Origin of the sequence: Aeromonas sp. QDB63, from assembly GCF_027707425.1 — a bacterium.
GTDB lineage: Bacteria > Pseudomonadota > Gammaproteobacteria > Enterobacterales > Aeromonadaceae > Aeromonas > Aeromonas caviae.
Genome location: NZ_JAPCIS010000004.1, coordinates 84348 through 104722, shown reverse-complemented (window position 1 = coordinate 104722; position 20375 = coordinate 84348). Strand labels below are relative to the sequence as shown.

The window sequence follows — 20375 nt, the reverse complement described above, 5'->3', positions numbered from 1 at the left end:
GGCATCATGCGGGTCACGGCCATGCTGCTCCCCTTCTGCTGGAGCCCGTTCGGCTGGAGTGCCACCCTGCCGGCAGATCTCAAATGGGAGAGCAACGACACCGACCCCGTCTATGCAGACCCCGAGGCCAAGCGAGGCGGCACCTTCCGGGATTTCATGTCGAGCTTTCCGCTCACCTTGCGCAAATACGGGCCGGATTCCAACGGCGGTTTTGCAGCCTACGTGCGCGAGACCAACCTGCCGCTCCTGAGCACCCATCCCGTGACGCGTAATCCCATCCCCATGCTGGCCAACCAGTGGGCTTTTGGCACGGATAACAAGACGCTCTATTTTCGCATCAACCCCAAGGCCCGCTGGTCGGACGGCCAGCCCGTCACTGCGGATGACTGGGTCTTCACCCTCAAGATGATGCGCAGCAAGGAGATCAACGACCCCTGGTACAACAACTACTACAGCACCCAGATAAGCGAAGTGACCAAGTTTGACGATCACACCCTCGCCATCACCAGCGGCACCGAGAAGAGCCGGGAAGATCTGCTCGAAGCTCTCCCCTTCACCCCGGAGCCCAGCCACGCCATCAAGCTGACCGCCAACTGGGTCAAGGAGTACAACTGGAAGGTGCTGCCGGTCACCGGCCCCTACCAGATTGGCGAGCTCAAGAAGGGCAAGTCGGTTACCTTCGACCGGGTCAAGGATTGGTGGGGGAACGACGAGCGCTACTTCCAGCACCGCTTCAATCCGGATCGCATCGAGATCAAGGTGCTCAGGGATCAGAACATCGCCTGGCAGCACTTCCTGCGCGGTGAGCTCGATACCTTCCCCCTCGTGATGCCCAACTGGTGGCACGACAAGAGCAAGACCGCCGAATTCGAGAAGGGCTATATCGAGCGGCTCTGGTTCTACAACCAGACGCCTCAGCCCCCCATGGGGCTCTATCTCAACACCGCCGATCCCTTGCTGAGCAATCTCGACGTCAGACTCGGCATCCAGCACGCCCTCGCCCTGGACAAGATGATCGCGACTTTGCTGCGGGGGGACTACCAGCGTCTCAACACCTATGGCTCGGGCCAGGGAGAGTTCACCAATACCGACCTCAAGGCGCGCCCCTTCGATCCCGCCCTTGCTCGCGAATTCTTTGCCAAGGCGGGCTTTACCAAGACCGGACCGGATGGCATCTTGCGAAACGACAAGGACCAGCCCCTCTCCCTCAGCATCACCTACACCACGGCGGAACATGCCCAGCGTCTCACCCTGCTGCGGGAAGAGGCGAAAAAGGCGGGGCTCAACCTCGAGCTCAATCTGATGGATGCGTCTGCCGGCTTCAAATCCATGCTGGAGAAAAAACACCAGAGTGCCTGGATGGCCTGGAGCGGTGGTCGTTATCCCGCCTATTGGGAACACTTCCACAGGGTCAATGCCAACAAGCCCCAGACCAACAACATCATGAACATCGATGACGACAGGATCTCGGCCCTGGTGGAGCAATACGACAAGGCGTTCGATTTCGGCAAGAAGGCCGACCTCTCCCGCCAGATCCAGGAGCGACTCTATGAGCTCGCCAGCTTCGTCCCCGCCTATCAGGTGCCCTATACCCGGGCCGGCGCCTGGCGCTGGATACGCCTGCCCAAGGTGCCGGCAACCCCCCAGAGCGACTTGCTCTACTGGCCCCTCGACGGCTCCAACTCGGGTTACAGCTTTGGCGGCCTGCTCTGGATTGACGAAGCGGCAAAGGCGCAGACCCGGGCCGCCATCAAAGGGGGGCAGACCTTCCCGCCAGTGACCATCACGGATACCACCTACCAGCAAAAATAGGGCAGCTGGCACCGTCAGCCCTAAAACAAAAGACCCCGCACATTGGCGGGGTCTTTGTTACAACCGGGATGGCACCAGGCAGAGGGCATTCAGCTGCGTTTGGCCTGCTTTTGCGCAATGGCGTCGGCGACGTCGGCCGGGTCCAGCACAATGCCTTCCTGATCCGGCGTCGGGAACACGGCCACGCAGAGATCATCCTGCTCCATGCCGTCCACCCAGCGATCCAGCCACACCTTGAGGGTGATGGACTGCGGCTTGCACTCGGCCCACTCCCCTTCGGCCCAGGCCTTGGCGTAGTCGGGATGCGGCCATACCGGGATGCAATCTTCCTCTTCGGTCGTCAGCATCATGACGCCGTGTTCGTCGGTCAGGACAAACAGCTCTTCGTGCTCAACCAGCTTGCTGATGAAGTGATCAAAGCGGTAATCGGCGTTCAGTTGCAGCGCGGCATTGCGCTCGGTGTCGCTAAGTTCATAGCTCATCGGTCAAGTCTCTCGTTCAATAAAGGGCGACATGTTCACATCTTGCCGACCCCTTGTCCAGCAGGAGTAATAGGTCATCCGTCTTTCCATCGCCTCACCCCAGCTCGGGGGTCAACAGCCGGAGTCCCGCGGTCTCACCCAGTCGCTCCCTCAGCCAATAGGCGGACTCCACCTCCACAAAGCAGAGCTGATCCCGCCCCGCAGCGACCCCCACCATGATCTGCTCAAGCCGTGCTTGCTGGGCGGCACTCCAGGCAGCAACCAGCTTGCCGCCATGGGCCTCGTCCACCACCTCGCGGCGCAGCTCGAACAGGTTATCGGTGATCGGGCTGTTTATCTTGCTCGGGTGGCGCCAGTACATCTGCAGGTTGTCCAGCATCTCCTCATCGTAACTTGCCAGCGCATCGAGCTCCGGCGTCTCTTTGCTCTGGGCCGCGAATTCACACCAGCCTGCCGACAAGGTAGCCAGACTCTGGGCATCCTTGCCATGCTGACGCAGGGTTGTCACGTCTTCCCCACGAATGGCCGGCAGCCAGAGATCTCCTTGATGTTGCGCTAGGAGAGGGAGCAGCAAGGAGGGAGCATAAACAGGAAAACGGGGACCCAGAGAGTGCAGCAGAGAGACCAGAGTGACAGTGATCATGAGACGCGCCTTGAACAAGATGACCTGGCATCACGCCTGGTCATGAGGGTGAACGAGGGTGCCATTCTAGCATGTTTGCCTTGCTGGGGGCGTTTGCGTCCAGCCGGACCGGTGATAGATAGCGTCCAAAAAAGCAGCGTTTGAACCAGAGCGGCCCCGATAAAGGCCAATTGTTTGAGCCAGCGCCCACTAAAGAGGCACCGGGGATGCTAGGTTGCATACATCTTTAGCGTAAGGAGTGCATCCATGAGTGGGATCAACCAGGTTTCTGACGATTTTGTGAATGAGCTGAAAATACTGGCGTGTTTTGATCCGGCCAACATGAGCCTGGGGATCAAGCTGCGCAGCGACATGTCGGAAGCGCTTTGCCAGGCGGCAGCGCGCCTGCACAGCCAGGGCCTGATCACCGCGGCAGATGGCGGCTATCTGACCCCTTTCGGCATGACCATGCTGGAGCATCTCCAACACCTGCTGGTCGCACTCAAGCCGAATTGAGCGGTTGTGGTGCCCAGAGCGAGAAGTTGAGCAACTCCCAGCGCTCTCCTTGTCGCAGCAGACAAGCAAACAGCAAAGGACCTTCGGGTCCTTTTATCTTGCCATCGACCAGCCACTCTCCCGCCCGTTTTGGCACCGGCTGTACCCTGATCTCATCGGGTTTCACTGCGTTTCCCAGGCGAACATGTACAAACTGTTGACACACGGACACGGCATCATTCACCGCAGGATCCGGCGCTGGCGGGCTGGCCTGACCGGTCAACGCCACGGTCAGCAAGAGGGATGCGAGCAGGGTCATGACGCGTATTGATGAAGCCATGAAAACAAAAAGCCGTGGCACCAGAGGTACCACGGCTTTCTTAAATTCTGCAAGAATTACAGAGCAGTTACGTTCTCAGCCTGCGGGCCTTTTTGACCTTGGGTCACAGAGAACTGTACGCGCTGACCTTCAGCCAGGGTACGGAAGCCGTTACCTTGGATGGCGCTGAAGTGAACGAAAACGTCCGGGCCGTTTTCTTGCTGGATGAAGCCAAAACCTTTGGTTTCGTTGAAAAACTTAACGGTACCGGTGATCATGTTAGACATATCTTTAAACCTGTATTCAAAATAATTACTTATGCTTTTCAGCGGGTAAAGCTCAAAAAACGGGATTACTTATGAACAACAGGAAAAGATGTAAAACATCATATTCATTGACATAACTATCGCCCTTTCAAGCTGGTTGAGATTATACGTGCCTTTGTCGATTACGCAAACAAATTTGTACCCCGCCAGCGGCGGGGTACAGCGGTTTAGACCTGTGTCGACTCCAGTGCCTGAACCAAGGCTTTGAGGAAGCGAGCCGCCTCTCCACCGGTGCAGGCTCTGTGGTCAAACGTCATCGACAGGGGAAGTGCACGCACCGGGCGCGCCTCGCCGTGGATGAACACCACCTTCTCGAACAACTTGCCCGCTCCTATGATGGCCACCTGGGGTGGTGTGACGATGGGGCTGGCGTAACGGCCAGCGATGGCGCCAAAGTTGGTGAGGGTGATGGTTGCCCCCTGCAGCATTTCCCGCGGCACGGCACGGGCCTTCACATCGGCGATCATCCGATCCAGTCCCTGCCGTATGTCAGCCGAGTCCCGTTCAGCCACGTTCTCCATCACGGGCACATAGAGCCCATGCTTGGAGTCAACCGCGATGGCCACATTGACCTCCCTGAACAGACGCCGCGACAGGGTCTCTCCGTCAAACCACGCATTCATGGAGGGTTCGGCCCGACACGCCACGCCGATCGCCTTGATAAGGCGCACAGTCACATCTTCATCCGGGCGCCAGTGGCGCAAGTCCACTTCGTCGGTGATGCTCACCGGCACCACAGTCCGGTGCGAGAGCTCCATCGCCTTCGCCATGGCCCGGCGCGAGCCTTTCAGGAATGCGTTGCCGCTCTCCTGCTGGGCCTCGAACGCCTGTTGCACATCCTGCTCGGTCACCATGCCAGCGCTGCCGGTTCCCTTGACCTTGTCGATGTCCAGCCCCAGTTTTTGCGCCAGCAGACGGACCGCTGGCATGGCTTGCACCAACGTACCGCCGGGCGCCATGGCCCCCACCACGAAATGATCCTCGATATGCTGCTGATGGGCGCTGACCTTGCCAACGACGGTGCCGTCATCCTCGCCCCCTTCAAACTCCACCAACGGTGCCCCGATGTGGAGGATGTCCCCCTCCTGCCCGCACAATCTGGCGATGACCCCGGCCACCGGCGAGGGCACATCTACCAACGCCTTAGCCGTCTCCACCGACAGCAGTACCTGATCTACCTGCACCGTATCACCGGCGCTCACCTTCCACTCGACGATCTCGGCCTCGGCCAGTCCTTCGCCCAGATCCGGCAATTTGAAAAATTTCATGACCTGCTCTCCCTCTGCTGGGACATCACCAAACATTGACAGACACCATGGAGCCCTGTGGCCCAGGCACTTGCGCATCCGTACCTGTCGCGCGTCATAGCCACTGGTTCTCCATCAGTTGCCGAGCTGCCTGCGCGATCTCCTGCTCGGTGATGAGGTAATACTCCTCGCTGCGATAGTAGGGGACGGCGGCATCCACGCCGGTGAGGCGTCTTGGCGGCGCCTTGAGGGCAGTCATCGCCTCTTCGGTCACCTGGGACACGATTTCGGCACCCACCCCGAAACTGCCACAGGCTTCGTGTACTACCAGCAACCTCCCGGTCTTGCGTACCGAGGTCAGGATGCTCTCCATGTCCAGGGGTTTGATGGTGGCAAGATCCAGCACCTCGCACTGGATGTCCTGCTCCGCCAGCAGGTTCGCCGCCCGCATGACTTCCTGGATGCAGGCTCCCCAGGCCACCACAGTGATGTCCCGGCCGGGACGCAGGGTAAAGCAGACATCCAGCGGCAGGCCGATGCCGTCATCCACCACATCCGACTTCATGGAGCGATAGATGCGATCCGGCTCGAAGAACATCACGGGATCCGGATCCCGAATAGCCGACAGCAGCAGGCCGTAAGCTCGCTTCGGGCTCGAAGGGATAACGACCCGCAGCCCGGGGATATGGGCAAACAGGGCCTCGACGCTCTCGCTGTGGTGCTCGGGCGAATGGATGCCGGCGCCGTAGGGGGAGCGGTAGACGATGGGACAGGTGACACGGCCACGGGTCCGGTTTCGCATCCGTGCCGCCTGGCAGATGATCTGCTCCATGCCCGGGAAGATGAAGCCCTGGAACTGGAACTCGGCCACGGGTTTGAGCCCCTGGGTCGCCATGCCCACCGCCACTCCGGCGATGAGCCCTTCGGCCAGCGGCGTATCGATGACCCGCTTGAACCCGAATTTATCGCGAAGCCCCACTGTGGCGCGAAACACACCGCCGTTGACCCCCACATCCTCCCCCAGTACCACCACATCAGGATCGCGTGCCATCTCGTGGTGCAACGCCAGATTGATCGCTTCGAGCAGCGTGATATCGCTCATAGTCCCTCCCCGCTCTGCTGCATGCCCTTGGCGATGATGCGTTGGCGCTGGGCAAGATAGGCCTTCGGCAGCTCGGCAAACTGGTAATCGAGCAGGGTCTCCGGCGCCTGGGGCGTGATGGCCTCGTAGGCGGCAACGGCGCGTTCCACTTCCCGGCCCGCCTCTGCCAGCAGTGCCTGTTCCTGCTGCTCATCCCACCAGTCCCGTTCAAACATGAACTGGCGCAGCCGCTTGACCGGTTCCCTGGCCCAGGCCGCTTCCACCTCGGCGCCGTCACGATAGCGAGTCGCATCATCGGCGGTGGTGTGATCCCCGAGCCGGTAGCTGACGGCTTCGATGAGCGTCGGCCCCTTGCCGCTGCGAGCCCGCTCGACGGCGGCGCGGGTCGCCTCATAGACCGCCACCACGTCATTGCCGTCCACCTGGAGGCTGCGCACCCCGGCCCCTATGCCCTTCTGGGCCAGGGTGGGCGCGCTCGACTGCAACTTGCGCGGCACCGAGATGGCCCACTGGTTGTTGTTGATGATCATCACCATGGGGAGATGCCAGACACCGGCACAGTTGAGCCCCTCGAGGAAGTCTCCCTTGGACGTGCCGCCATCGCCGATGGTCACCACGGCGACCCTGGGCTGGTTGCGCAGCTTGAAGGCGGCCGCGATGCCGGCAGCATGGGTGATCTGGGTGGCGATGGGAACGCAGATGGGCAAGTCTTCCGACAACTCGCCATCGGCCTTGTAGAAGACGCTGCCACGCTCGTCCCCGCCCCAATACTGCAGGTTCTGCTCCATGGGCACGCCCCTCACGTAGAGAGTGGGCATGTCCCGGTAGTAGGGTACATAGACATCCTCTGGCTGCATGGCGAGCCCGACCCCGATCCCCACCGCTTCCGCCCCGAGATGGGAGGGAAAGGTGCCGAGTTTGCCGGTTCGCTGCAGTGCTATCGCTTTCTTGTCGTAACTGCGCACCATCACCATGTTGCGGTAGAAGGTGTGCAGCATCGCCTTGTCCAGCCAAGTCGGCAGTGTCGCGACCGGGCGCCCCTCCTCATCGAGGTAACGAAGGAAGGGAATGTCGACATGGGTCATAACTGGCTCCTTGCCGTTGTCAGCGTCACCACCATGAGGTGACATTTAAAATGTAAACAACATGTTAACTAAAGGGCAACGAGATTCATCCAGGTAAGACCAGTAGAAACTTCTTTTATTTTCGAAGGTAATCGGAATTTTCGGCGAGCAGAAACAAAGAAGGGAGCCTGTTCAGGCTCCCTGTCATATCGAGTTCGGGATCACGTCCATCACCGTTATGCTGCTTGCCACCGCCCGTGGCGCAGGATCAGCATGACAAAAAGGCGTCAATTCACTCCCACAAACGGGTGGGTACCACCAGCAGCATGGTGCGCTGTCCGATGGCCACGTTGGCGTTGGGGAAGACCACCGCCTCCCGCGGTTTCTCTACCCTGTATTGCTGATCCCCATCTTCTGCCAGCACAAAACCCTGGGGAAATTCGGTGAAATTGTCCACATCGCTGGCAAACAGGAAGCGGAACTGCTCCGACTGCTTGTTGATCACCCGATCTATGGCAAAAAGGGTGAAGTCATCGGCTCGCCATGGCTCGAGGGCCACCTCATCCCGGGTCACCAGCTCCTGCAATGTCTGGCGCACCTCGATGAAGCGAGTCATGTCGTTTTCACCGAAAGGCCGCACCTTGCCCAGCTCCACCGTAAAGGCATGGGCGCCGTGCTGGTGCGAGCTGTAATAGCTGAAGGTGGTAGTCGGGCCGCTCGAGAGCAGTATGGTGCGCACGCCGCAGGCACCGAGGAAACGTACCTGCTCCTTGCAGTGGGGGCGTTCGTGGGGGAAGGGATAGACGGCAAACTTCTCGTGGCGCGAGCCGCGAATGGCGGTATGGAGATCGTAGTGGTAACGGGGCCTGGCCGAGTCGGCAAAGAAGCGGCTCACATACTGCTCCAGACGCATGGCGCGGATGCGCTCCCGGTTGCACAGCCCCTCCCCCTTGCTGTGGGCGCCCGAGAAGAGGCGGTTCATGTTCTCTTCCACCTCCCTCACCCCCTGGTTCATGGCGGCGGGGTTGCCAAAGAGGAAGAGCACCCGGTGACGAACCTTGAGCTCCTCTGCGAGCAACCGGGTCAGCAACTGGTTGCAGATCTCTATGGGGGCTGTCTCGTTGCCGTGGATGCCGCAGGAAAGGACGATGTCCTTGTGGCCGGGTTGCCCCGCCTCGGAAGCGGGTTCCAGGCAGATCACGCCGGTATCCCACACGCTCACCCGGGTACCGTCGGTCAGATTGAAGGCGAAAGGCTCGAGCTGCCACTCATGGCGGCGCGTCAGGGCCAAAAAGTCATGCTGGGGAATCATCCGTCTCACCCTTTAGTCTGGAATGCCATGGCCGGATTATACGCAAGGCAACCGGGCTTAAAATCAGTTTTTAAACAAATTCAAACAGTAAGGATACAAAAGTGGCGAGAATGAGTGACAACTCATGCAACAGGGTCAAGCGGGGGGAAACACGGGAGAGGGAAAGCGGTGAACGGGTATCGGCAGGTGAAGACAGCATGCCTTCGGCAGACGGGTGGGCAGCATGCCCCTGGGATCAGCAGAAAAACAAGGCATCCATGCCCGGCTGATCAACCACGCCAGAACGGCTTGGTGGTCTCTTGATAGCGGTCGGCTTCGTTCAGACCGATGTCCTTGAGCAGGTAGGCGGGCAGCTCGGAGAGCTGGCGACGGCTGCGGCTGCGTTCCAGCCAGGTCAGGACGGTCATCTTGACGCGAGCAACCAGATTCGATTCGCTGGAATGCTGGTAACCGGCTTCGGTATAAGTCATGTTGGCCATGATATGGCTCCTCTCTCTCGTTCTGCGCAAGGCTCGGATTTGATGCGCAAAGCTTAGTCAGGGCGGGGAGGTGCCTCAATTGACGAATTTTGATACATGACATTAGTAAAAGTAATGGTTGATATCGCCAGGGCAATAACCATAACCATATGATTTTAAAATGAAATAATGCTGAAATTTTCCCCCTGGCAGCATGACAGCATTTTCTCCTGCGCCACCCACTTCTAACTATGCACTTTCCCACGCTAGCTATGCACGGCACGACGGCGAGTCAGCAGGGTGCAAACTCTCGGCCACCAGGTTTTGTTAACAAATAGATCGCAACAAGATCGTTGTTTAACAAAAAGATACGAACAGGCAACCTGAACCGGATGCCCCCATGTCGCCCCCATCGTCAGGGTGGCACCGGACACTTGGCACCCTGCCATCATACTGGTATGGTTATTTATACAGTGGTTTATCATGCTGCCTCCCCACGTTGTCCCAATATCATGCTGAACAAGGGAGCGGCACACACACAGGATCTGCCGATGGACACCTTTACCCCCACCGCCGCCCTGCGTCAACAGATGGCCCTGCTGGAGGCGTCGCTGGCACGCCTTGCCCGGCAACTGGGCCAGCTCGACCTGCTGGAGGCTCATGTCTATCCCCTCCCGGCCGTGGCCCAGGGGGAAGAGCATGAGCCCATCGAGGCCATCGAGGTGGGCTATCTCTCGGGCGAGGCGGCCCTGGCCGCCACCCTCGCCGCCTTTCAGGACCACAGCGCCCGCCCAGGCTGCTCCACCAAGGCGACCCATCGTCTGCCCGGCTGGCTGCGCTTTCCTGCCGCCTGCGCCAGGGAGCTGGCCCCCGTCATCGAGGAGATCAACGCGCACAAGCTCGCCTTCAAGGCCATGGTGCAGGCGGCGGGCGGGCGGGACGAGAAGTTCGAGCTGGTGCACAGCGCCCTGCCCGGTGTCATCACCCTGCAGGTCTATCGCAAGCTGACCTGGCTTCAGGGGGATCTCCATTCGCTGGGCTTCACCTGGGCCGACAAGCAGAGCATCAGCCGCCTCAGCCGGGAGCAGGTACTGGAGATGCTGGAGCGAAGCCGCCGGTATGTACCGGCGCTCTTTGACAACGAAGAGTGGAGCAAGATGGTGGATCAGGAGGTATACGACATTCGCCGCCTGCCAGCGGATGCCGCCCTGCGGATCCGCAGGCCGGTCAAGACCCACCCCATGATCAACCTGCTCTGGCAGGACCGGGAGCCCCGCAAGCAGCAGATCAAGGCGAGCCTTCCCCTGCTGCTCTGCTCCGATACCCAGCCGGCCGTCACCCATCTGGGCCACTACCCGCCCAAGCTGCGCCAGGCACGCCGGGATCGCAAGATTGGCGGTGACCCCATTATAGAGCGGCTGCACCTCTACCTCTATCAGGGGTAGTGCAGGCTCGGCACCGCCACAAACGACAAGGGGAGCATCCGTGATGCTCCCCTTGTCACATCGGGCGACAGCCCATCGCCGTCAGCTCATCAGCAGTGCCCGCAGGCTCTCCACATCCAGCCCCTTCACCTCGGACTGGCCGCTCAGGAGGCCGTCGGCCAGTGCCCGCTTCTCGTCGTGCAGCGCCACTATCTTCTCCTCCACCGTCTGCTCGCACACCAGGCGATAGACGGTCACCGGCTGGGTCTGGCCCATGCGGTGCGCCCGATCGCTCGCCTGATCTTCCACCGCTGGGTTCCACCAGGGATCGAGGTGCAGCACGGTATCGGCCTGGGTCAGGTTGAGGCCCGTCCCCCCCGCCTTGAGGCTGATGAGGAAGAGTGGCACCGTTTCGTGGCGAAAACGCAGGATGGACTCCTGACGGGACTTGGCCGAGCAGCCCCCATCCAGATAGCAGTAGTCCCACTGCCGCTGTTCGATACGGCTGCGCAGCAGGCTCAGCAGATCGACAAACTGGCTGAACACCAGCACCCGGTGGCCACCATCGATGGCTTCGTCCAGCAGCGCCATCGCCTCGTCCAGCTTGCTGCTGGTCTGCGACCACTCCGGCATCACCAGCTGGGGGGAGCAGCAGAGTCGGCGCAGCCGGGTCAGGCCGCTCAGCACATGCATCAGGGCACGGCCATCGGCGCTTTGCACCTGCTGCACCACCTCGCGCCGGGTCGCCTCGTAGAGCTGACGCTCCTCGGGGGATAGGCTGATGTGATGGATGATCTCGGTCTTGTCCGGCAGCTCCGTCAGCACCTGCTGCTTGAGGCGGCGCAGGATGAAGGGGCTGATCACCGCCCGCAGCATCGCCATGTGCTGGGGATCCTTGACCGCCTTGCCAAAGCGGCGCTTGAACTCCCCGAGGCTCCCGAGCAGGCCGGGGTTGATGAAGCTGAACAGGCTCCACAGCTCCCCCAGATGGTTTTCGATGGGAGTGCCGGAGAGGGCGAGGCGAAAATCCCCGTCGAGCTGGAACAGCAGCTTGGCGCGCTGGGTACCGGCATTCTTGATCTGCTGTGCCTCGTCCAGCACCATGCTCGACCAGCGGCGGGACTTGAGCGCCTGGGAGAGACTGCCGAGCATGCCGTAGTTGACCAGGACGATCTGTCCGGCCCTGGCCCCCTGGATCAGGGTCTCCCGCTCGGCGGGATGGTCGAACACCACCACCTCGAGCTCGGGGGCAAAGCGGGCCACCTCCTCCTGCCAGTTGGTGACCACCGACTTGGGCACCACCACCAACGCCGGGCCCAGGTGCTGGCGCATGCGCAGCACGATGAGGGCCTGCAAGGTCTTGCCAAGGCCCATGTCATCGGCCAGACAGGCACCGAAGCCGTGATGAGCCAGGGTCGCCATCCAGCGTACCCCCTCCTTCTGATAGTCACGCAGCGCCGTCAGCAGCTCGGGGGGACAGCTCACCTCCTGCCGCCACTCCTGCTGAAGGTTCTGCCAGGCGGCATCCCCCTCGGTGGTGATGACGGAGAGCAGGCGGGCCAGCGGATAGGCCAGCTTGTTGTTGATACGCTGCTCGTCGTCCAGCATGGCGCCGAGCACGGTGAGGCGTTCCACCAGCTTGTCGCTCAACATCAGGCTGGTCTTATCGTCGAGCTGCACCGTGCGCTGGCCCGGGGTCAGCTGTCGCAGGATGAGGCGAAGATCGAGGATCTGATGCTCGTCCAGCGAGAGCTCTCCTTCCACCTGGAACCAGTCCTGACGCCGCTCGATACGCAGGCTCAGGGCCTCTTCATCGAGGCTCTTGAGGCGGGTGCTGTCCTGGTGCCAATGTACCACCACACCGGCGTCAACCAGCTCTGGCAGGGCGTTGACCAGGGTGAGTGCCTGCTCGCCGTCCAGCTTCCACTCGTTGCCGGGCAGGCCGATGGGCAACTGGTTGCGAAGGCGCTGGGCCTCGTCCTTCTCGGCAGCCAGATCCCGCTGCCAGTAGTGATACTCCAGGATACCCTGGCGCACAATGGCCTCCCCCTTGCCCAGAGGCAAGGGAGGCAGGTCCCCCTCCCGGGTCACCAGCTGGACCACGAGCTGCCCCTCCTGCCAGTCGAGCAGGACGGAGGGAACGCCGGGCCAGGGGGCCAGCTCGGCATTGCCCCTGAGGCCCGCCACCTGGCTGTGCCAGGGGAGATCGGGGATCGCATCCAGCGTGCGTTGCAGCTCCTCGAGCCCGGCCGGCGGCAATGCCGGAATGGCCTCCAGGGCCGGTAGTCTGTCCAGCAGCGCCTGCGGTGTCAGAATAAGCTGCCACAAATCCTGAGCAAGAGGGACGATGTGCGCACCACGGGCGGCGGGAGCAGGGTTTAGTCTGGCACTCATGCCCTTCCCGCTCTGTACCAGTTGCAGCAGAGGGGCACTGATGGCCAGTTGCAGCTTCTGCCCCTTGGCATTGAAGAGCCGAGGATGGTTTGCCAGGGGCACCCAGGCATCTCGGGGCAGCTTGTCCATGTTGCGCGGCAGGGTACGCACCAGTGCCCAGTCCGCCTCATCCAGCAGGCTGGCGTACTGGGTGGAAAGCAGGGCAGGATCGACCCTTCGCCCGGCGGTCCACTCCCCCTTGGTACTCTGCTTCTGGATCTTGCACTCAAGCTCTGGCCCCTCCGCGTGGAGCAGCCAGACCAGCCGCTCCCGAGGCTTGCGCACCCCACTCGAGCGTCCCAATCCCTGCAGCCAGTTGAGCCAGCTTGCCGAGGCGGGGGCCTTGCCTTCCCCCTCGGTGGTATCCTCTTCCTCTCCTTGAGCAGGACGCAACGCGCGCAGGGGCCAATGGGCGGCCTCCCGGCCCAGCAGGAGTCGCAGCAGATCCTGGCAGAAGGCCATCAGTCGATGCCGGGGCTCGGCGTCCAGCACGTGGGAGAGGTCCCACTTGTGCAAGATGGTCACCTGGGGGCTCTGCTCGCCGTGGCGCGCCAGGGCGCAGAGATCGAGCCAGAGGTAACCCCAGTGGAGCTCCTCCAGCGGCAGTTGCAGGGTATCGAACAGGCCGACCGCCTGGCCGTGGCGATCTCCGGCCCACTGCCCCAGCAGATCGGCCAGCAGGGGGGAGTGATGGCCCAGACTGCGCTGCCACTTCTTGCGCTGCTCGCTCCCCTGCACCGGATCTGCCTGTTGCAACCAGCCGAGCCAGAGCAGGGCGCTGAACATCCGGGGCCAGGGCGACGCCTCTTGCCCCTGCCACTGGCCAAGCGCGCCCAGCAGCCGCTCGGCCAAGGGTTGCTCATCCCCTTTCTGCGCCAGTTGTTGCAGCGCAGGCCAGTGAGTGGTTACCTCGCCGCCAAAGGGGCCGCAGAGCCACTCCCATTCTTGGGCGCGAGCCTGGATCAGGCCAGAGAGCGCCGGGGAGCAGGAAGCGACCAGCGTAGCCAGCGGCCAGCCCTCGTCAGGCTCTGCGTCAAGCAGGGCCTGCAGGGCGAAGTGCTCGAGCAGCAGGGCCTGCCAGGCGGGGCTGGAGCCTGCCAGCAGGCGGGGAGCATCGGGGAGATCCAGGAGGCTCAGGAGTTCGGCACTCTGGTAATAGGCCGGGATCTGCCCCGCCTCCCCCAGACAGAGCTCGCGCACCACCTCCTGTGCCCGCTCCAGGCCCGTGACCGAGGGGATGCGGGACCACTGCGGCATGGGGCACTCCCCCGCACGCACCGCCAGGATCAGGGTCAGGGTTCCCTCTGCCGTCAGACTCCACTGCTGCTCCGTTCGTTGACGGACAAGCCCCCACTGCTGCAACTGATCAAGGGTATCGAGCAGCGCACACCCGGGTGCGCCCGGGGCATAGAGGGTGTCTTGCAGGTAACGAGTGCTGGCGGCACGCTGCAATTGCAGCTCGCACAGCAGGGCATGGCAATCTGAAGAGAGGGTGAAGGCTGACATCAGAACTCACGGGCAAGTGCAAAGGCGGAATTTTAACGGGAAAGCGGCGGCGGCTCGACCCTTAAGCGCGAAATAGTGCAAAAAAGCTAGCTCCTTTGATGGGTACGCGAGCGACAGGGCTGACAGGGCACTCGCCCCTGCCACCGGGCAACGGGCCGCAGGAGGGGCGCGGTCATCAAAAAAGGCGCCGCAGCGCCTTCTGGAAACAGATTGTTGGCTCAGCCTTCCAGCCGGGCCAGACGGGCTTCCAGCCCCTGCAACTGCCCCTTGAGGTACTCGACCTCTTCTTCGAGCGCCGCCAGTCTGTCTGCCGCCGGTGACACAAGGTTGCCAGCGGGCGCCGCGTCGGCCAGCGCCTGCAGATCTACCTCGCCACTGAACAGGTGCGCGTAGCGGGATTCCCGCTTGCCCGGCTCACGGGGCAGCTTGACCACATAGGGCCCCCGTTCGATGAGGGTGGCCAGCACGGCATCCACTTCGGTCACATCGTCAAAGCTGCACAGCCGGTTGGTGCGCGAGCGCAGCTCACCCGGGGTCTGCGGGCCACGCAGCAAGAGTTCGCAGATAATGCCGAGCTCCTGGGCCGAGAACTTCAGCTCACCGAACTCAGTATTGCAGAAACGATGCTGATAACGGGGCACCCTGGCGTTGAAACCGGCGGTATTGACCACCAGACGGCGGCGGATCAGCTCGTCGATCACGGCGCGAATATCCAGCTCGGCGAGCTCCAGCACGGGTTCCCGGTTGCTCTTCTGGTTGCAGGCATTGACCAGTGCATTGAGCGAGAGAGGGTACTGATCCGGCGTGCAGATCTCTTTCTCAATCAGGCAGCCGATCACGCGGGCCTCTAATGGGCCTAGTACTATCTCCATGTCATACTCCCTTGCCAAACAAGACGTTAAGACGGTTATCTTAACCAAGGCGCTTGCGCCGTCCAGCAGATAACCCCATTTTTGCGAGCCGATGAAACCCTTGCTGCAACCTTGTACAGCAAAACGGCCGCGGTGCGCAGGCGAGGTGAAGGGATGGCCGGGAACCTCTTTGGCAACCAGCCCCCTCCCCCTTCAACGAGGCGGGCACAAAAACCATCACGGCCGCAAAGGCGGCCGTGATGGTAGACAGATTGAAACGGCCCTCACGAAGAGGGCTTGCGCTCCAGGGTCGCGGCCACCTTTCTTGCGGCCGACACGGTGAGCAAAGGCTCACCCGGATAGAGCATCAGGGCGCTTGCACGCAGGTTGTCCGCCTCCGCCGTGCGCCCCAGGGCATTGAGGGCGATCACCATGTTGGCGTAGATGTTGGCCCTCGGGGTATGGCGCACGAAGGCCTGCCCCCAGTCGAGGTAGGCTTCAAGCTCCGCCTTGTTGTTGGCCTGCAGACCGACCATGAGGCGCACCGCGTTCACGTCGAACTCCACCCGGGTCAGCCAGGCCATGGGGTTGACGATGTCGAGCAGGAGCGCAGGCTGCTTGTAACCGCCCCGCTCATACTTGGTCACCACCCAGGCGGTATGCAGGGCGGTCAGCATGAAGGGGATGACGATCAGGGGAATGGCGATGGCCATGAAGCGCAGCAACAACCAGGGACGGCACAGATGGTCGCGCCAGTTGCCGTGGCCTTGCTCCTCCACCTCCGCATCCATCGCATACAGGAGCAGCAGCAGCGCCCACCACAGGGCGATGGCGTGGTAGAAGGGGTACTCGGTCTGGGTGTGCAGCAAGATGGGGGTCACCAGCGCAAGCAAGGCGGCGCCCTTGACCCAGCCCGCCCGGCTCAGACGCCACAGCAGGGCCCCGCCCATCAGCACCATGCCCAGCATGGGGGCCAGACCCCCTTCCACCGCCCAGTAGAGAAACTCGTTGTGGGGGTGATCCAGGTTGTACTCGATCTGCACCATGGCCGGGTTCAGCGCCTTGTCGGCCATGTAGTGATGGAGAAACACCGACTCGAAGCTGCCATAGCCCCAACCGGTCCAGGGCATCTGGGCAATCAGCTTGGCGGCATAGGGCCAGTAGATGGAGCGCATGCCGCCTGATTGGTAGATCTCCAGCCCTCGTCTTGCTCCAGCCATCAGGTATTGCGAAGCCAGCCCGATCAAGATGCCCAGCGCTACCAGCGCGAGCATCCTGCCCAGCAGCCGCTCACGACCCAACTGGGCAGACAGCAACAAGAGAGCCATCATGCCGCCCAGTTGCCCGACCCGCGATTGCAAGATGACCAGCAGCAGGGAAGTGGTCAGGATCACCCCATAGCGCAGCCCCTTGAGCCAGGGGTTGGCATCACCGCGCAGCTCCAGCCAGATGGCCAGTGACAGGCCGGTCGCCATGAAGCTCGCCATCACGTTGGGTTGCTGGAAGATGCCATAGGGGCGGTTGGCCTGGGTGTCATACCCAATCCAGTTGCCCGGCACCAGCAGGTAATACTGCACCAGGCCGAGCAGCGCCTCAATGGCGACGGCCCCCAGCAGCATATAGAGCAGCCGGTCTCGCGCCTCGCGGCCGAATCGCCACTGATAGAGGCTTGCCAGAAACAGCAGACCGGCAAACAGCCCCAGCAGGCGGGGGATGGCATAGTCCTTGAGCTCGAAGCCCGGATAAGCCATGGGCAACAGCAGCAGCAAGGCCCCCAGCCACAGGACCGTCAGCAGCGGCGAAACCACCAGCCGCTGGTTGAGGGTGACCTGCCACAGTCCCAGCGCCATCACCAGGCTCGCGAAAATCCAGCCCCAGGCGTTGAAGGGCAGATAGAGCCCGGCACCGCCCGGGTTGTGCATGAAAAAGTGCATGCCCAGCAGCCAAAACAAGACCGATGCTCCCCAAAAAATCTTATGAACCAAACTGCACTCTCTTCCCATTTATGCCTCATCATGCATAAAAAAGCCGTGACAGTGAAAACACTATCACGGCTTATCAGACTAACGAATCAATACCGAGAAGAGCCTTACAGCGGCAGGCGTTCGGTCATGTGATACAAAGAGTTACTGCGGCTAAGCATTTGCCCCCCATCCCTTGTCAAAGGAACCCACCCAATCGTTCCCTTGGCAGTTGTGGGGCGGATCATCATAAGATCAAATGGAATCGTGATGTAAATGCCTTTGGTGAAACTGCCTTCCCCATACTCTTCGGCCGACACATCCGTCAAAGTTGCGTATGCTCCCATCACAATCCCGGAGTCAAAGCGCTTGGAGAAATCAAACGTGGCACCCAGGTCACCAGCCAGATAACGCCCTACTGCCACCTTGGCGGTGACATTGTCCATGAAAGGCAACTCCCAATAGCCAGTCAGGTGACCGGTTGCAACGTCGTAATCAGCCATCTTCAGGGTGTTGTTCCAATCACGCTGCTTGACCCAGTTGATATCCAGCCCCAGAGCCCATGGCTGACCAAAAGGACGATAAAGCATCTCTCCCCCAACACCGGCGTACATCATTTCCAGATATCCACCGTATGCCTGGCCATACCACTCCTGACCAAATTGCTCCATATGTGTTAACTGGAGATTGTTCAAAAGGATATCAGATGAGTCCACATACGATCTCACCCAGGTTCGCACTCTAGGCAACGCATCCGTATCGGCTGGTGGTGTTTTGTAATTAAATTTGTCGTAGTTATTCACAATATTGAAGAACAACGTCCCCTGCAACCAGTCCTTATCGGTAAGACGTAGCTCACTGTTGGCATTAATACCTAGCTGATACATATAAAATGATTCAGGGCCGCCAAAAGATTGAGTCAATACCGGGTCAAATGAATAAGAGAACCATTCAGGTTCAGATTGGTAACGGAGCGTTCCCTGAACAGGATCTGGTACTTTTTGATGATCTACTGCCACCGTCTCCTGCCCAAGGATTTGAGGCTGGTTAGCCTTTCGCACAGAGTCAAGATCAATCACGGTCTCTTGCAACTGTAAATCACGCTGAAGCTCAATGACTCTCAACTCGTCGACAGTCTCAGGCAGGTGATTAATCGCAACCAGCGCAGTACGATCAATGGCTTCTTGCTGATCTCTGTATTTTTGCTGTTGGCCCAACAGGGTTACCGTGGCCTTATCACTATAAAGCGATGCTTTATTCCAACCAGCATTGCTTTCAAACTGTCCCGCCATAACAGGCCAGTCAACTTGTGATGAATCTACCGGGGCCTTTCCAGCGGTATACACCGGATGGGGCTCATCTAAATGATTCTGACGTAAATCATTAAAGTTCGTGCGAAGAGTGACACCCCACATCAGAGTGTTTCCCCTCTGATAACTAAGATGAGTGTCCATGTAATCAAACAGACGATAAACAGCACCTACATTGATGGGTGACGAATGGTCTATTTTCCCGGCAACTTCATTACTATAATCATTGCCATCATATTCCAGTTTTAACCGGAGTGGCTGCCAAGGTGTTTGGTATTCAACCCCACCAAACAATGCAGCATTGCCATGAAACATATTCTTGGCTTCAAATCTGCCACCACCACTTGAATAACTACTATCGCGGGAACACCAATCATCCTTCCACTCGCAAAAAGGGTTAGTGATATTCCCGCTTTCTCCCATATTCCCCCAGCCCATGCCAAGGGTGAAGTCAAACGGGCCAACACGTTTGCTGCCGACAATGTACTCACTGTCAAACAACCCCGTTCCCATCAGGTCACGGAATCCCAGAGAAATATTCGGGATCCAGGTAGACTCTTCCAGCAACCTGACTTTGACATCCATGCCCTTGTCTTTGTAAGTCTGGTCGCCACTGAATTCGGAGTTGGCACTATAGAGGCGGGTTCTTACATCGGTATAACGCAAAGTGGCTTCAAGCCAGTTGAACGGCTGCACTGACATGGACCAGCGACGGTACTGATCATCATCAACATAATTGACACTGAATTCACCCGTCTTAGCCATTCTGGCAGTTGGCATTTGCAGCAAGCCAACGCCGCCAAAGTCACTTTGTGATGGCCCTAACGGCTCAAAAATGTCGGCATCGGCGTGGGTTGCAAAGGAGACCATCAGGGCAATCAGTGAGAGTCTTGGGTAGGTCATTTGGGTATCCGATTCGCTAACAACGTCAATATGCGTGTATTCAAGTCTTGATACTGCTCAGGCAGCACACTCGGCGCAAAACCGACAAACAGGGTCGCTCCTGGCATGGCTTCGACATGGCGCTCATTCCAGATAGCAACGGGGATCCACTCAGATTTTCCACTGGGTGAAATCAGATAAGCACCGGTGTCATCACTCCCGGACAAGAGATCCAGCTTCTTCCAGTACTCTCGCAGTCCTGCTGCAGGCAAAACAGGGCCTTCGCCGGGGTGACCAATCAACCCGGCCAGATATATTTGTGAGCGGCGAGGGGCAAGATACAGCTGATAATCCCCCTGCAATACGGGATTGATACCGGAAGGTGCCAGGCTGATATCCGGGTCCACCGGCATTTCGAAACGCCCCGTCAATTGCAACTGCTGTAGCTGTTGATGCAACTGTAAAGCGGCATGGGCGAGTTCAGCTTCATCATGCTGTTGCCAGTACGTTGCCAGCAAGGTGAGATCCTTCAATACGGCTTGCTGTTGATACTCAATGTCCTTTTGGCGCGCAGGGGTAGAAATATGCGCAACAGGCCAATAATTATCGTACTGGGAGACCGTCGAGTTTAACAACGCGTCACTCAACAGCATGGACTGGGGGTGGGTCAGTGTTGCTGTCGGTTGGCCTTGCCACCAAATAGACACGGACACATCTGCCATAACGGGGGCAGATCCCAATGTAGCAAGCAATAAGCTATATATTATTT

17 protein-coding genes are annotated in these 20375 nt (G+C 60.0%); 3 read left to right on the top strand and 14 right to left on the bottom strand.

Going from position 1 to position 20375, the window contains the following annotated elements:
- Nucleotides 1–6: 6 nt before the first annotated feature.
- Nucleotides 7–1812 carry an extracellular solute-binding protein gene (locus tag PG879_RS04425; protein ID WP_201985165.1) on the top strand — a complete coding sequence of 602 codons (1806 nt, stop codon included), beginning with the start codon at nucleotides 7–9 and terminating at the stop codon, nucleotides 1810–1812.
- 89 nt (nucleotides 1813–1901) lie between these two features.
- Here PG879_RS04425 and PG879_RS04420 read toward each other — a convergent pair whose 3' ends face one another.
- Both PG879_RS04420 and PG879_RS04415 read right to left on the bottom strand, forming a co-directional pair.
- Nucleotides 1902–2294, bottom strand: a complete 393-nt coding sequence (locus PG879_RS04420; protein WP_039040225.1) for a DUF2750 domain-containing protein — start codon at nucleotides 2292–2294, stop codon at nucleotides 1902–1904.
- 94 nt (nucleotides 2295–2388) lie between these two features.
- Nucleotides 2389–2937, bottom strand: coding sequence for a hypothetical protein (locus PG879_RS04415; RefSeq protein WP_045524136.1), 549 nt, complete (start codon nucleotides 2935–2937; stop codon nucleotides 2389–2391).
- A 246-nt stretch (nucleotides 2938–3183) separates the two neighbouring features.
- Here PG879_RS04415 and PG879_RS04410 point away from each other — a divergent pair, with 246 nt between their 5' ends.
- The gene (locus tag PG879_RS04410; protein WP_010675310.1) at nucleotides 3184–3432 is read left to right on the top strand and encodes a TIGR02647 family protein; all 249 of its coding nucleotides are present in this window, start codon (nucleotides 3184–3186) and stop codon (nucleotides 3430–3432) included.
- Here PG879_RS04410 and PG879_RS04405 read toward each other — a convergent pair.
- The 7 genes from PG879_RS04405 to PG879_RS04375 form a co-directional block, all read right to left on the bottom strand.
- On the bottom strand, nucleotides 3419–3730 hold the full coding sequence (locus PG879_RS04405; RefSeq protein WP_201985125.1) for a hypothetical protein: 312 nt from the start codon (nucleotides 3728–3730) through the stop codon (nucleotides 3419–3421). The two genes, PG879_RS04410 and PG879_RS04405, sit on opposite strands and share 14 nt — an antisense overlap.
- A gap of 77 nt (nucleotides 3731–3807) precedes the next feature.
- Nucleotides 3808–4017 carry a cold-shock protein gene (locus PG879_RS04400; RefSeq protein ID WP_005302803.1) on the bottom strand — a complete coding sequence of 70 codons (210 nt, stop codon included), beginning with the start codon at nucleotides 4015–4017 and terminating at the stop codon, nucleotides 3808–3810.
- A 206-nt stretch (nucleotides 4018–4223) separates the two neighbouring features.
- Entirely contained in the window at nucleotides 4224–5324 is a 1101-nt protein-coding gene (locus PG879_RS04395) for a dihydrolipoamide acetyltransferase family protein (RefSeq protein WP_201985126.1), read from the bottom strand.
- 94 nt (nucleotides 5325–5418) lie between these two features.
- Nucleotides 5419–6405, bottom strand: coding sequence for an alpha-ketoacid dehydrogenase subunit beta (locus tag PG879_RS04390; RefSeq protein WP_041213174.1), 987 nt, complete (start codon nucleotides 6403–6405; stop codon nucleotides 5419–5421).
- The gene (gene pdhA / locus PG879_RS04385) at nucleotides 6402–7490 is read right to left on the bottom strand and encodes a pyruvate dehydrogenase (acetyl-transferring) E1 component subunit alpha (protein WP_041213175.1); all 1089 of its coding nucleotides are present in this window, start codon (nucleotides 7488–7490) and stop codon (nucleotides 6402–6404) included. Before pdhA ends, PG879_RS04390 begins: the two co-directional genes overlap by 4 nt.
- Before the next feature lie 271 nt (nucleotides 7491–7761).
- On the bottom strand, nucleotides 7762–8781 hold the full coding sequence (gene astE / locus PG879_RS04380; protein WP_225159933.1) for a succinylglutamate desuccinylase: 1020 nt from the start codon (nucleotides 8779–8781) through the stop codon (nucleotides 7762–7764).
- A gap of 269 nt (nucleotides 8782–9050) precedes the next feature.
- On the bottom strand, nucleotides 9051–9260 hold the full coding sequence (locus PG879_RS04375; protein ID WP_010675316.1) for a DUF1127 domain-containing protein: 210 nt from the start codon (nucleotides 9258–9260) through the stop codon (nucleotides 9051–9053).
- Between the two features lie 530 nt (nucleotides 9261–9790).
- Here PG879_RS04375 and PG879_RS04370 point away from each other — a divergent pair.
- Nucleotides 9791–10684: a DNA replication terminus site-binding protein gene (locus tag PG879_RS04370; protein ID WP_125117320.1), complete on the top strand. Its 894-nt coding sequence runs from the start codon at nucleotides 9791–9793 to the stop codon at nucleotides 10682–10684.
- 81 nt (nucleotides 10685–10765) lie between these two features.
- Here PG879_RS04370 and PG879_RS04365 read toward each other — a convergent pair whose 3' ends face one another.
- The 5 genes from PG879_RS04365 to PG879_RS04345 all read right to left on the bottom strand — a co-directional run bounded on the left by PG879_RS04365 (nucleotide 10766) and on the right by PG879_RS04345 (nucleotide 20328).
- Nucleotides 10766–14602, bottom strand: a complete 3837-nt coding sequence (locus PG879_RS04365) for a DEAD/DEAH box helicase (protein WP_270829836.1) — start codon at nucleotides 14600–14602, stop codon at nucleotides 10766–10768.
- Between the two features lie 218 nt (nucleotides 14603–14820).
- Nucleotides 14821–15474: a YceH family protein gene (locus PG879_RS04360; protein WP_182957942.1), complete on the bottom strand. Its 654-nt coding sequence runs from the start codon at nucleotides 15472–15474 to the stop codon at nucleotides 14821–14823.
- Nucleotides 15475–15737: 263 nt separating this feature from the next.
- A complete protein-coding gene (locus PG879_RS04355; protein WP_270829835.1) occupies nucleotides 15738–17456 on the bottom strand; it encodes a PglL family O-oligosaccharyltransferase in 1719 nt (572 codons plus the stop codon).
- An 86-nt stretch (nucleotides 17457–17542) separates the two neighbouring features.
- Entirely contained in the window at nucleotides 17543–19627 is a 2085-nt protein-coding gene (locus PG879_RS04350; RefSeq protein WP_270829834.1) for a YjbH domain-containing protein, read from the bottom strand.
- The gene (locus PG879_RS04345; RefSeq protein ID WP_182975886.1) at nucleotides 19624–20328 is read right to left on the bottom strand and encodes a capsule biosynthesis GfcC family protein; all 705 of its coding nucleotides are present in this window, start codon (nucleotides 20326–20328) and stop codon (nucleotides 19624–19626) included. The genes PG879_RS04350 and PG879_RS04345 overlap by 4 nt, the downstream gene beginning before the upstream one ends.
- Between the last annotated feature and the right edge of the window lie 47 nt (nucleotides 20329–20375).

What these genes read in the sequence shown, in the direction of transcription:
- PG879_RS04425 (WP_201985165.1), top strand. Translation starts at nt 7, where the DNA reads ATGCGGGTCACGGCCATGCTGCTCCCCTTCTGCTGGAGCCCGTTCGGC.
- PG879_RS04420 (WP_039040225.1), bottom strand. Translation starts at nt 2,294, where the DNA reads ATGAGCTATGAACTTAGCGACACCGAGCGCAATGCCGCGCTGCAACTG.
- PG879_RS04415 (WP_045524136.1), bottom strand. Translation starts at nt 2,937, where the DNA reads ATGATCACTGTCACTCTGGTCTCTCTGCTGCACTCTCTGGGTCCCCGT.
- PG879_RS04410 (WP_010675310.1), top strand. Translation starts at nt 3,184, where the DNA reads ATGAGTGGGATCAACCAGGTTTCTGACGATTTTGTGAATGAGCTGAAA.
- PG879_RS04405 (WP_201985125.1), bottom strand. Translation starts at nt 3,730, where the DNA reads ATGACCCTGCTCGCATCCCTCTTGCTGACCGTGGCGTTGACCGGTCAG.
- PG879_RS04400 (WP_005302803.1), bottom strand. Translation starts at nt 4,017, where the DNA reads ATGTCTAACATGATCACCGGTACCGTTAAGTTTTTCAACGAAACCAAA.
- PG879_RS04395 (WP_201985126.1), bottom strand. Translation starts at nt 5,324, where the DNA reads ATGAAATTTTTCAAATTGCCGGATCTGGGCGAAGGACTGGCCGAGGCC.
- PG879_RS04390 (WP_041213174.1), bottom strand. Translation starts at nt 6,405, where the DNA reads ATGAGCGATATCACGCTGCTCGAAGCGATCAATCTGGCGTTGCACCAC.
- pdhA (WP_041213175.1), bottom strand. Translation starts at nt 7,490, where the DNA reads ATGACCCATGTCGACATTCCCTTCCTTCGTTACCTCGATGAGGAGGGG.
- astE (WP_225159933.1), bottom strand. Translation starts at nt 8,781, where the DNA reads ATGATTCCCCAGCATGACTTTTTGGCCCTGACGCGCCGCCATGAGTGG.
- PG879_RS04375 (WP_010675316.1), bottom strand. Translation starts at nt 9,260, where the DNA reads ATGGCCAACATGACTTATACCGAAGCCGGTTACCAGCATTCCAGCGAA.
- PG879_RS04370 (WP_125117320.1), top strand. Translation starts at nt 9,791, where the DNA reads ATGGACACCTTTACCCCCACCGCCGCCCTGCGTCAACAGATGGCCCTG.
- PG879_RS04365 (WP_270829836.1), bottom strand. Translation starts at nt 14,602, where the DNA reads ATGTCAGCCTTCACCCTCTCTTCAGATTGCCATGCCCTGCTGTGCGAG.
- PG879_RS04360 (WP_182957942.1), bottom strand. Translation starts at nt 15,474, where the DNA reads ATGGAGATAGTACTAGGCCCATTAGAGGCCCGCGTGATCGGCTGCCTG.
- PG879_RS04355 (WP_270829835.1), bottom strand. Translation starts at nt 17,456, where the DNA reads ATGGGAAGAGAGTGCAGTTTGGTTCATAAGATTTTTTGGGGAGCATCG.
- PG879_RS04350 (WP_270829834.1), bottom strand. Translation starts at nt 19,627, where the DNA reads ATGACCTACCCAAGACTCTCACTGATTGCCCTGATGGTCTCCTTTGCA.
- PG879_RS04345 (WP_182975886.1), bottom strand. Translation starts at nt 20,328, where the DNA reads ATGGCAGATGTGTCCGTGTCTATTTGGTGGCAAGGCCAACCGACAGCA.